The following is a 12,621-nucleotide window of genomic DNA, read 5'->3' as shown; positions in this document are numbered from 1 at the left end:
TTTAAGGTTATCTACTAGTGAAGATACTGCTTTCTAAATTTGTGTACAGCCTACGACAGATGCATAATACTTTTTACCATCTCTTATTATCTCTATTTTATTACTATTTGGTTGTACTAACTTAACTACTAAACTGTATTTATTTCAACAGAATAGAGATTTTGACAGCAGTATATGAACCTAATTCAACTACAAGTAAAGTATCTTACATTTTATCAACTACTTCTTTAATAACTTTACTCATTCATATATATGCATAATTACAATATCAGCAAAATATATTTGAAACATTATAATAATTTGGTGCACTGAGCGAGACTCGAACTCGCACATCCTATGGATACCACCCCCTCAAGATGGCGTGTCTACCAATTCCACCATCAGTGCAGGAACCTACTTAGAAGCTAATTTAGAATTATCTGTTGTAGCAGCTTGAGAAACTTCTTTTTGGTACTGATCGTACTGACTAACAATTGAGCTATCAGAACTAGCAGGACTTACATTTGCTGTTGTCGCTTTGCTTTTACCTAAGTACCCTAAAGTAAGGCAACACATAAAAAATACTGCCGTAAAAAATACTGTCATCTTAAATAAGAATGAGGCAGCTCCTTTACTTCCAAAAACTGTATTTGACGCACCTACACCAAAATAGACACCCATATTAGCGCCCTTACCTTGCTGTAGTAACACTAGCACCACAATTGCTATAGCTGCGATAATATCAATAGTTAAAATTATTCCGTACATATCTTGTTTGCTTGATTTATTATTTCGTTAAACTCAGCTGCTTTTAAAGATGCTCCACCAATTAAACCTCCATCAACATCTGGCAAACTTAATATATCGTTAGCATTTTCAGCTTTTAGGCTACCACCATACACTATTTTTATATTTTTAGCAAGACTTTCTCCAACTTTAGATAGCAATGAACGGATAAATTGATGTGTTTCTTGAATTTGTTCTAACGATGCCACAACACCTGTACCTATTGCCCAAACAGGTTCATATGCAATTACTACTTTTGCTAATTGCTCGACAGATAAATTCTCTAACATTAAGCTTAGTTGTGTTGCCAAAACTTGTTTGAGCCTACCGCTTTGTCTATTATCTAGTGATTCTCCTATACACACCACTGGAGTTATATTTGTATCTATGACCTTGTTAAGCTTTTTAAAAACATCTTCATCAGACTCAGCAAATAGAGATCTTCTTTCAGAATGACCAATTAGTAAATAATCACAGCCGATATCTTCCAACATCTTAGCAGATATTTCTCCAGTATAAGCACCATCATCATAAAAAGTAATATTTTGTAAACCAACACCTATTTTTTCTGGCAGCTGTGTAATTACTTCTTTAACATAAACACTTGACGGAAAAACAGCAACAGCTACTTTTGAAGTATCATATTTTGCTTGTGATATACTACTACACAGCTCTTTTATACTTGTAGAGTCACCATTCATTTTCCAGTTACCCATTATTAATTTTTGCATATCTACACCAATTTTTGTTTTACCTTTTCAACCAAATACTCAGCTTCGCTTGTAGCAAGTCTCTTATCATCTGCCTCTACCATAACTCTTAAAACAGGTTCAGTTCCTGATGGTCTTAATAAAACTCTTCCTCTGTTACCTAAACGCTTCTCAACATCATTAACATCGCTAGCAACCTTTTGTAAATCATAAGGTGTTACTTTCTTAATCAGTGGCACATTGATTAATGTTTGTTGCATTAACTCCATCTGCAATTTAAATTCAGATACAGGCTTATCAGCTTGAGAGAAAATAGCTAAGAGTTGTATTGCTGTAAACAAACCATCTCCAGTAGTACCAAAGTTTAGGTTAATGACATGCCCGGATGATTCGCCACCGATTTTATAACCATACTTGACTAAATCTTCTAAGACATATCTGTCACCAACTTTTGAACGAATAAATGGAATTTTGTTAGCCTTATAATGGTTCTCATAACTCATATTTGTCATTTGTGTACCAACGATACCTTTAGTACCACCACAAATATCACTATATTGAGCAAGAATATTTAATATTCCATCACCATCAATTTCTTGACCATTTTCATCGACAATAATTATTCTATCTGCGTCACCATCCAGAGAAATACCTAGATCAGCATTATACTGCTTAACAGCTTTTTTAATATTTGAAATACAAGTAGCACCACATTCAACATTTATGTTTAAGCCATCAGGATTAGAAGCTATAGAAACATAATCTATTCCAAATTTATCAAGTAAAGCCTCAAAATTATGTGATGCTGACCCATGAGCACAATCGACAACAATTTTACCTTTATAATTGACAAGATTAGCAAAACGACTATAGATACTCTCAATATACTCATTTATAGCGTTTGCCAATAACTTATAGCTGCCAAACTTAAATTCTGGCTGATAGATAAAATCACTATCAATATTAGCTTCAACCTCTTCTTCTAAAGCATCGTCTAGCTTAAAACCATTAGAAGAAAATAATTTAATACCATTATCAGTAAATTTATTGTGCGATGCTGTAATGATAAATCCAGCTGAAGATCCATATTTAACAGTCATAAATGCTACTACAGGAGTTGGTACTACTCCTAAGTCCAGTACATCTATTCCCGCAGCATTTAAACCAGAAACTAAGGCAAATTTTAAAAATCCTCCTGAGCTGCGTGTATCTTGACCAACAATCACAAATTTTGGATAATTCTTTTGGTTTATTAACGAACCAACCGCATTACCTAATTTTTGTGTAAACTCTGCTGTTATTGTTGAGTTAGCAACTTCACCACGAATACCATCTGTTCCAAAATACTTTGCCATATATTTATCCTCTAGAATTTTATTAGTGCCGAAACATTATATCCAGCAAGCACTTCTCTACCACCTAAACCATCAAGCTCCATCACAAATATAAGCCCTACAACCTTTGCTTGAGTTTTTTCTATAAGCTGTACTGTCGCTTTTGCAGTACCACCAGTTGCCAATAAATCATCAACTATCAATACTTCATCTGTATACTTAAAAGCATCTTGATGTATTTCTAGGCTATCGCTACCATACTCTAAGTCATACTTAACACTATAAGTTTCTCTTGGTAGCTTACCAGGCTTTCTAACTGGCACAAAGCCTAGACCTAATACTTCAGCAAGGGTAACACCAAAAATAAAGCCTCTACTTTCTGTACCAGCAATAACAGTTGGTTTAATACCTTTATTTTTTAACTCTTGTACCATTGCCTCAGCGGTTTTTCTTAACCCTTGTGGATGTACAAGCAAAGGAGTGATATCTCGAAACATAATACCTGGTTTCGGAAAATCAGGCACAGCCACAATCTTACTTTTAATAAAATCTAGGTTCATAGAAAAATACCTTTACGATAATTTTTAAAAGGAAAATAACTAGACTTGAAGGAGAATTCTATTTGGATCTTCAATTAACTCTTTGATCATCTTCAAGAATCTAACTGAAGTGCTACCATCGATGATTCTATGATCATAAGATAACGCTAAATACATAATTGGACGAATCTTAATCTCACCTTTAACTACCACGGGACGCTCAACAATATTATGCATACCTAAAATAGCACTTTGTGGTGAATTAATAATAGGAGTAGATAACATCGAACCATAAGTACCGCCATTTGTGATAGTAAATGTGCCACCTTGCATATCTTCAAGACTTAGCTTACCATCGCGCCCTTTAATTGCCTTGTCTAAAACATCAGCTTCTAGTTCAGCTAAAGATTTAGTATCTGTATCTCTCAACACTGGTACTACTAGTCCTCTACAGGTACCTACCGCAATACCGATATCAAAATAATTATGATAAACAATCTCATCACCATCAATAGAAGCATTAACATCTGGAAATTTCTTAAGCGCTTCTGTTGCTGCCTTGATAAAGAAAGACATAAAACCAAGCTTAGTATCATGTTCTTTGACAAACATATCCTTATATTTATTTCTAAGCTCCATAACTGCACTCATATCTACTTCATTAAAAGTGGTTAAAATTGCATTAGTATGTTGAACCTCAACTAATCTATTTGCTATAGTCTGGCGTAGACGAGTCATCTCAACTCTTTTTTCATATCTAGCACCTTTATTTACTAGTGCTGTGTATTGTTGAGGTTTGTTTACCGAAGTAGCAGCTTTTTTCACATCCTCAGAAGTTATACGTCCTTTTTTACCTGTACCTTCAATATTAGCAGAAGAATCTAAGCCACTTGCATTAAAAGCCTTACGTGCTGAAGGTACTAGGTGTGGATCATTATTTGCTTGATAAACTTCTACTGCAGCTTCTAGCTTTGCCGCAGCAGAAGCAGCTGCCCCTGTTGTAATCTTAGCAATAACCTCAGCAGATAGTACTGTATCTCCAGCCTGTTTTTTTATCCCTTTTAAAACACCACTAACTGTTGCAGGTACTTCTAAGACAACTTTATCAGTCTCAATCTCTGCTAAGATATCGCCCTCATTTACAAAGTCACCTTCACATTTATTCCATTGAGCTAATGTGCCATCTGCTACAGACTCTGGAAATACAGGAGCCTTGACATCCATTTCCTGACCAGAAGCATTTGCTTGATTAGTAGTTTGTTGCTTAGGTTCAGATGTAGAAGTCGCTGTATCAATAATCGCTAATGATTCTTCTGAAAGTACTGTATCTCCAGCCTGTTTTTTTATCCCTTTTAAAACACCACTAACTGTTGCAGGTACTTCTAAGACAACTTTATCAGTCTCAATCTCTGCTAAGATATCGCCCTCATTTACAAAGTCACCTTCACATTTATTCCATTGAGCTAATGTGCCATCTGCTACAGACTCTGGGAACATAGGTACTTTTAATTCAACCATCTTTTACTCCTAGTAATAATTTAATTTTATATTTCTAAAGCTCTGTTAATAATTTCTTCTTGTTGTTTTACATATAAAGCATGATATCCAACTGCAGGGGTTGAAGATCTCTCTCTAGCAACACATAACAACTCTTGGTTTATATCTATCAACTTCTCAATAAAAGGTCTAATATTATACCAAGCACCTTTGTTTTGAGGCTCTTCTTGTAACCATATTACTTTATTCGCATTGTTATATTTAGCAAATATTTCCGCAAGTTGCTGTTGTGGAAAAGGATACAACTCCTCTAATCTTACAACAGCTGTATCTTCATGCGTATATTGTTTCTTAGCCATAAGATCATAATAAACCTTACCATTACATAATATAAGTTTTTTAATTTTATTTTCCTTAGCATTTGCATCATCAATGATTGCTTTAAATTTGCCTTGAGAAAGCTCTTCTAATGAAGAGACTGCAATAGGATTTCTCAACAAACTCTTAGGTGTCATTACAATCAAAGGTTTTCTAAGCGGTCGAATAACTTGACGTCTTAATAGATGATAAATTTGTGCAGGTGTTGTAGGTGTACATACTTGCATATTATCATTAGCACAAGAGCTTAAAAATCTTTCTAATCTTGCAGATGAATGTTCTGCTCCTGCACCTTCTTGACCATGTGGCAAGAATAAAGTTAAACCTGATAGAATACCCCATTTTTCTTCTGCTGAAACAAGAAACTGATCAATTACAACTTGTGCTGTATTAACAAAATCCCCAAATTGAGCTTCCCATACGACCAGAGCATCAGGACTGTAACAGCTGTAGCCATATTCAAAACCTAATACGCCATATTCTGAAAGAGTCGAGTCGATAATATCAAATCTCACATTTTCATTGATGTGTTTTAATGGCACATACTCTTTTAGCTGCGATTTAGTATTCATATTTTTGACCACAGCATGACGATGAGAAAAAGTTCCTCGACCACTATCTTCACCAGAAATTCTCACCGGATACCCTTCATTAAGTAATGTTGCATACGCAAGCGACTCAGCAAATCCCCAGTTTAGAGGAAGTTCACTATTAGCCATTTTGATTCTATCGGTAACAGCTTTTTTGACTTGCATCTGTGCATTTATTTCTTCAGGGATTTCGCACATTTTTAAAGCCAATTTCCTAAGAATTATCTTTGGTATAGGCTTATAAATGTATTTAGTTTCTTGTTTACCAAGGTAAGGAAGCCAATCACAAACATTTAACTTATCTTTGACGATATTTCTATCAAGAATATCAATCGTAACTTTACCACTATCTAATTTGCTACGGTAATTAGCATTCATGCGCGCAAAATGATCAGTATCAACCACAGCCTCTTTTATCAACTTGTTGCTATATATTTTCAGTGTTGAAGGAAGTTTCTTAATTACTTCGTACATCTGTGGCTGTGTTCCTGATGGTTCGTCAGTCTCATTATGACCATTTCTACGATAACACACTAAATCAATAACAACATCTTTGTTGAATTTCATACGATACTCTAGAGCAATATCTGTAACTTTAAGCACAGCTTCTGGATCATCTCCATTTACATGAAATATCGGTGCATCAACCATTTTAGCCACGTCAGTAGAATAATTACTGCTTCTATTTACCCCAAAAGCGCTACTTGTAGTGAAACCAACCTGATTGTTTACAACAAGATGAATTGTTCCGCCTGTGCTATATGCTTCTGTAAGCGAGAAACCAAAAGTTTCCATTACTACGCCTTGGCCACAGAAAGCTGAATCACCATGTATTAATATTGGTAAAACTTTACTGTAAACATCACCACCTAGTTTATCTTGAATTGCTTTAGCAGCACCTTCAACAACTGGATCAACAGCCTCTAAATGAGATGGATTAAATGCTAAAGCAATCTTAGCTTCTTTACCATCAATACTTCTATAGTTAGAATAACCCATATGATACTTCACATCACCAGATAAGCTTTTTACGCTTTGTTTACCTTCAAACTCTTCAAATAAATCTTTAGGGTTTTTACCCAATACATTGACTAATACATTTAGACGCCCTCTATGTGCCATACCCAACTGGATAAAGCGAGTTGAATGCCTAGAAACAGATTTTTCAATTATATGCTGTAAAGATGGAATTAGCGACTCACCACCTTCTAAGCCAAATCTTTTTTGACCTACATACCTTATTGCAAGATATTTTTCCAAACCTTCAGCAGCCACTAATTGTTGTAAAATCCATTTTTTTTTGTCATTAGAAATAGTATTAGTATCTTCTATTCTGTCTTGAAGCCAAAGTTTTTCTTCTTTGTTACCAATATATCTATACTCATAACCAATATTAGATTCATAGATTGCCTTAGCTTTATTGATGACCTGTTGTAAAGGAACTGTTTTATTACTAGTAAAGCTTCCTAGATTAACCAACTCCATTAGATCTTTTTCAGATAATCCATGTGCTGCTAACTCCAAATCTGAATCTCTTTCAAACCTTGTCAGTCTAAGTGGATCAATATTAGCTGATTTATAACCATAACAACGGTAAGCTTTAACTAGAGATTTAGCTTTTAGACTAATATCACCTTCAGCACTTACAACTGCGGTTACTTTAGCTATATTAGTTTTATTTTTAGCCAAGTATTTAAATTCTTCAACCAGTTCACGATGAACTGTATCTGTTGAGCTTGCTATAGAATCAAAAAAGGACAACCACTTAGGATCGATTCCATTATGGTTGCCCGTTATATAATCGTCATATATTGACTCAAGGTATTCTAGATTACCTCCAAAGAACTGAGAAGTCTCCAGCCATTGACTAAAATCCTGTTGTTTTTTTTTCATATAGATACCCAAATATCAGGTTTTAATTTTTATACACTCTTCTTTAATAATGCTGATCTAATCTTACCTATCGCTTCTGTAGGGTTAAGGCCTTTTGGACATACAGAAACACAGTTCATAATAGTCCTACACCTAAACAGACTAAATGGATCTTTTAGATCTTCAAGTCTTTGTTCTGTAGCAGTATCTCTTGAGTCAGCGATGAATCTGTAAGCTTGTAGCAATCCAGAAGGGCCTATAAACTTATCTGGATTCCACCAGAACGAAGGGCATGATGTAGTACAACAAGCACATAAAATACACTCATACAAACCATCAAGCTTAGCTCTATCCTCTGGCGATTGTAGTCTTTCTTTAACAGGTGGCTCATCATCGTTGATAAGATACGGTTTAACTTTCTCATAGTTCTTATAAAACTGTTTCATATCAACAATTAAATCTCTAATCACAGGTAATCCTGGTAAAGGATTAACTTTGATAGGCTGCTTCAACTCACCAACCGAAGTAATACAAGACAAACGGTTCTTACCATTGATATTCATACCATCAGAACCGCAAACACCTTCACGGCAAGATCTTCTTAAAGCAAGGGTAGGATCCTGCTCTTTAATTAGTTCAAGAGCTGTTAGAACCTTAACACCTTGATTTTCTACTTCAACCGTATACTCATCATAATAAGGTTTTTTATCAACTTCTGGATTATATCTATAAATTTTAAATCTTACTTCCATTATATTAAATCCTTGTATTAATACTTACGTTCTGCTGGTTGAAAAGCTTTTACTTTAGTAGGAGACATGTTTACATCACGTAACGACGTTCTATCTCCATCTAGGAAGTATAGTGTATGCTTCATCCAATTCTTATCATCTCTTTCAGGATAATCAACTCTAGAGTGTGCTCCTCTAGACTCTTTTCGCTCTAAAGCAAGCTTTGCTGTAGCAACTGCTGTTAGCATCAAATTATCTAACTCTAGCGCTTCAATTCTCATCATATTAAAGACTCTCGAGCCATCCTCTAATACAGCATTATCAAGCCTTTCTCTAAGTTTAAATAATTTATCAAGCCCTTCTTTCATCGTACTTTCTTGTCTAAATACAGAGAAGTATTGTTGCATTATTTGCTGTAGCTCTTTTCTTAATTCAGAAATTTTTTCTTTACAACCTCTCTTCTCTGAAGTATCCCATTTTTTAATTCTAGCAGTAGCTTCCTCAATATTCTCTTGCGAAGTTTCCTTCATCGCCATACCTTCTTTTAAGCTCTGTTCAGCATGCATACCCGCAGCTCTACCAAACACAACTAAATCCAACAACGAGTTACTACCAAGTCTATTTGCTCCATGTACAGAAACAGAGGCACATTCACCAACAGCATATAAACCACCAATGATTTTATCTTGACCATTCTCTTGGGTAATGACTTGGCCAAACTTATTGGTAGGGATACCCCCCATTTGATAGTGACACGTTGGCACTACTGGAATTGGCTTCTCAACAGGATCAATACCTGCAAATGTTCTAGCAAGTGCTCGAACAGTAGGTAATCTCTCATCAATAACATCTTCACCAAGATGCGTTAGATCCAACCATACACAGCTTGAATCACCAAAGGTATCTCCACGCCCTTCCATAATTTCTTGTTGTGAAGCACGCGATACAACATCACGACAAGCAAGGTCTTTAGCGTTTGGTGCATACCTTTCCATGAATCTCTCACCATCTTTATTACGCAGAATACCACCCTCACCTCGACAACCTTCTGTAACTAACACACCAGCGCCAGCTATACCAGTCGGATGGAATTGCCAAAACTCCATATCTTGTAGCGGCAGACCAGCTCTTAGCACAAGACCCATGCCATCACCCGTATTGATATACGCATTAGTACTAGATTCATATATGCGTCCTGCACCACCTGTTGCAAGTATTGTAATTTTTGATTTTAGAAAAACAGTCTCTCCATTTTCAATACAAAGAGCTATAACACCAACAACACTACCATCGTTTGCTTTAACTAAATCAACAGCAAACCATTCTGTATAGAAATCAGTTTTGTGCGCCAAATTACCTTGATAAAGCGTATGCAAAAGAGCATGACCAGTTCTATCAGATGCTGCACATGTTCTTTTAGCTTGATTAGCTGGATCATAATTTCTCGACATCCCACCAAAAGCACGCTGATATATCTTACCATCTTCTAGACGTGAAAAAGGCATACCCATATGTTCTAACTCAATAATAGACTGTGGTGCATGTTCACACATATACTCAATAGCATCTTGGTCACCAATATAATCGGAACCTTTAACAGTGTCATACATATGCCATCTCCAGTCATCTGATGGCAGATTATCTTCAAATTTAGTATTACCAAGTGCCGCAGCAATACCACCCTGAGCAGCAACAGTATGTGATCTTGTTGGAAAAACCTTAGAAATAACAGCTGTTTTAAAACCTGACTGTGATAACTGGAAAGAAGCTCTTAACCCTGCACCACCAGCACCAATAACAACAGCGTCAAATTCTTGCGTAGCTATACTCATAAAACAACCTCTTAATAGAAAAATAAAACTGCAAATAACCAAAAAAAACAGAATACATATACCAAAACAAAGCTCAACATCACAAGCGCAGAAGCCCATGCACATTTAATATAATCACCACATATAATCCAGATACCTACCCAAGCATGAAAAAACATCGCCAAGTAAGCCATCAATGTAGCAACTCTAAAAAACATCCCATCAGTAAACAAGCCTCTCCAACTATCATAGTTAAGAGCTCCTATATGCGACAAGTACAAAGCTTCTACGATAAGATAGCCAAAATATACAGCAATAATTACAGCTGTAACTCTTTGTACAAAAAAGTCTTTAATTCCAGAAGAAGTTAATGAAATTACAGCCATAAGTAGCACCTCCATAAAATAGCTGATAAAACACCCAAAATGATAACCAGTAACGATGTAAGTTTAGCGATTTTCATACTCTCACCGAAGCCCATATCCATAATCATATGTCTAATACCTGCATAAACATGATATGTTATCGATGATAAGAAAAGCCAGAAAAATACACTAAACCAACTTTTAGTTAACAGGTCAACTGTTCGCTGATAGCCATCAGGCCCTGCAAGAGCATAGTTCATTCCAACTACACAAAGTGGTATTGCAATAATTAAAACCACTCCTGATATGCGATGCACAATTGAACTAATAGCTGTAATCGGAAAGTTATACGATTTTATTGACATCAAGTCAATGTTAGTAATTTTTTTCATGCTTGATATTCCTCCGAAGCAATTTTTGTAGAGAAGTAGATCGGATGTAACCAATGTTATTACAACAACTCTTAATGATATATTTTTACTCAAACAAATTCAAATAGTTAAGCGATTTTTTGATTTTAAATCTCACTAAAGTATAAACACGATAGTTCAATTAATCGCCGACAATTATAATCCTAATTGATATACAAGTTATGAGATTTTTTTATTTGCAAAACAAAATTCTTTAGCTTATTATTTCCCTGTATACTACCTCATAGTTGTAGATATTTTTTTTAGTAAAAGGTATCTGTTTTACTGCAAACCTTTGCTTATATGTTTGATCAACTATTTACTTGGAACTTGGAGGCCATATTAATGAGTAAATACGCAACTCTTAAGTATGCAGATAAGAATATTGAAATAAAATTACCAGTATATTCTCCTAGCTTAGGTAGTGACTGCATAGATGTTTCATCATTGGTAAAACATGGAATTTTTACTTATGATCCTGGATTCATGTCTACAGCTGCATGCGAATCTAAAATCACATATATCGATGGTGGTAAAGGTATACTCTTACACAGAGGCTATCCAATCGAAGAATGGACTCAAAATTCAAACTACAGAACTCTTTGCTATGCATTGATTTATGGAGAACTACCAAATGATGAGCAAGTAAAAAGCTTTAGACAAGAAATTATTGCTAAAATGCCTGTGTGCGAGCATATCAAAGCCGCAATAGCTGCAATGCCTAAGTATACCCACCCGATGTCAGGCTTAATAGCTGGTGTTAATGTCCTAGCTGCAGAACATGTCCACACGGGACAAAAAGAATCTCAAGATGAGGTTGCTAAAAATATCGTAGCTAAAATCGCAACTATAGCAGCTATGGCTTATAGACATAATCAAGGTAAAAAATTCTTAGAGCCTAAAATGGAATACGACTATGCTGAGAATTTTTTATATATGATGTTTGCTAAAGATGAAAGCTACAAGCCAAATGAGTTACATATCAAAGCGATGGACACAATATTTATGCTTCATGCTGATCACGAGCAAAATGCTTCAACATCAACAGTAAGATTATCAGGATCAACTGGCAATTCTCCTTATGCTGCGATTATCGCTGGTATTACTGCACTGTGGGGGCCTGCTCATGGTGGTGCTAATGAAGCTGTACTTAAAATGTTATCTGAAATTGGTAGCACTAAAAATATCGATAAGTATATCGCTAAAGCAAAAGATAAAGACGATCCATTTAGACTAATGGGCTTCGGACATAGAGTCTACAAAAACACTGATCCAAGAGCTACAGCAATGAAAAAAAACTGTGAAGAAATTCTTGCTAAACTTGGTCATAGTGACAACCCTCTTTTAACAGTAGCTAAAAAATTAGAAGAAATTGCTTTACAAGATGAATTCTTTATTAAAAGAAAGCTTTTCCCTAATGTTGATTTTTATTCAGGAATCATTTTACAAGCTATGGACATTCCAAGAGATATGTTTACAGCTATATTTGCTTTAGCAAGAACATCAGGATGGATATCTCAGTGGATAGAGATGGTTAATGATACAGCACAAAAGATTGGTCGTCCAAGACAGTTATATACAGGTGCAACAAGCAGAATTTTCTAATTTTATTTCTCTGC

Annotated in this window: 11 protein-coding genes and 1 tRNA gene; 1 reads left to right on the top strand and 11 read right to left on the bottom strand. The window is 35.3% G+C overall.

Going from position 1 to position 12,621, the window contains the following annotated elements:
* Positions 1-301: 301 nt before the first annotated feature.
* The 11 genes from FSC845_RS02845 to sdhC form a co-directional block, all read right to left on the bottom strand.
* Positions 302-387: transfer RNA gene (locus tag FSC845_RS02845), tRNA-Leu, on the bottom strand.
* Positions 388-393: 6 nt separating this feature from the next.
* Positions 394-747, bottom strand: coding sequence for a preprotein translocase subunit SecG (secG, locus tag FSC845_RS02840; protein ID WP_064461702.1), 354 nt, complete (start codon positions 745-747; stop codon positions 394-396).
* Positions 735-1,496: a triose-phosphate isomerase gene (gene tpiA, locus FSC845_RS02835; RefSeq protein ID WP_064461700.1), complete on the bottom strand. Its 762-nt coding sequence runs from the start codon at positions 1,494-1,496 to the stop codon at positions 735-737. The genes secG and tpiA overlap by 13 nt, the downstream gene beginning before the upstream one ends.
* A 2-nt stretch (positions 1,497-1,498) precedes the next feature.
* Entirely contained in the window at positions 1,499-2,830 is a 1,332-nt protein-coding gene (gene glmM, locus FSC845_RS02830) for a phosphoglucosamine mutase (protein ID WP_064461698.1), read from the bottom strand.
* A gap of 11 nt (positions 2,831-2,841) precedes the next feature.
* The gene (locus FSC845_RS02825) at positions 2,842-3,369 is read right to left on the bottom strand and encodes an adenine phosphoribosyltransferase (protein WP_064461696.1); all 528 of its coding nucleotides are present in this window, start codon (positions 3,367-3,369) and stop codon (positions 2,842-2,844) included.
* Positions 3,370-3,408: 39 nt separating this feature from the next.
* On the bottom strand, positions 3,409-4,866 hold the full coding sequence (gene odhB / locus FSC845_RS02820) for a 2-oxoglutarate dehydrogenase complex dihydrolipoyllysine-residue succinyltransferase (protein ID WP_064461694.1): 1,458 nt from the start codon (positions 4,864-4,866) through the stop codon (positions 3,409-3,411).
* A gap of 26 nt (positions 4,867-4,892) precedes the next feature.
* Positions 4,893-7,706 (bottom strand): 2-oxoglutarate dehydrogenase E1 component, encoded by a 2,814-nt coding sequence (locus tag FSC845_RS02815; protein WP_064461692.1) that lies wholly within the window; start codon positions 7,704-7,706, stop codon positions 4,893-4,895.
* A gap of 29 nt (positions 7,707-7,735) precedes the next feature.
* The gene (locus FSC845_RS02810) at positions 7,736-8,437 is read right to left on the bottom strand and encodes a succinate dehydrogenase iron-sulfur subunit (RefSeq protein WP_064461690.1); all 702 of its coding nucleotides are present in this window, start codon (positions 8,435-8,437) and stop codon (positions 7,736-7,738) included.
* A gap of 17 nt (positions 8,438-8,454) precedes the next feature.
* A complete protein-coding gene (sdhA, locus tag FSC845_RS02805) occupies positions 8,455-10,248 on the bottom strand; it encodes a succinate dehydrogenase flavoprotein subunit (RefSeq protein ID WP_064461688.1) in 1,794 nt (597 codons plus the stop codon).
* 11 nt (positions 10,249-10,259) lie between these two features.
* Positions 10,260-10,628, bottom strand: a complete 369-nt coding sequence (gene sdhD, locus FSC845_RS02800; protein WP_144416530.1) for a succinate dehydrogenase, hydrophobic membrane anchor protein — start codon at positions 10,626-10,628, stop codon at positions 10,260-10,262.
* A complete protein-coding gene (sdhC, locus tag FSC845_RS02795; protein WP_144416529.1) occupies positions 10,604-11,077 on the bottom strand; it encodes a succinate dehydrogenase, cytochrome b556 subunit in 474 nt (157 codons plus the stop codon). The genes sdhD and sdhC overlap by 25 nt, the downstream gene beginning before the upstream one ends.
* A gap of 270 nt (positions 11,078-11,347) precedes the next feature.
* Here sdhC and FSC845_RS02790 point away from each other — a divergent pair, with 270 nt between their 5' ends.
* Positions 11,348-12,607 (top strand): citrate synthase, encoded by a 1,260-nt coding sequence (locus FSC845_RS02790; protein ID WP_064461801.1) that lies wholly within the window; start codon positions 11,348-11,350, stop codon positions 12,605-12,607.
* Positions 12,608-12,621 lie beyond the last annotated feature (14 nt).

Origin of the sequence: Francisella persica ATCC VR-331, assembly GCF_001653955.1 — a bacterium.
Classification (GTDB): domain Bacteria; phylum Pseudomonadota; class Gammaproteobacteria; order Francisellales; family Francisellaceae; genus Francisella; species Francisella persica.
Note: the sequence above shows the minus strand (reverse complement) of the source record. Positions and strands in the feature narration are given on the sequence as shown.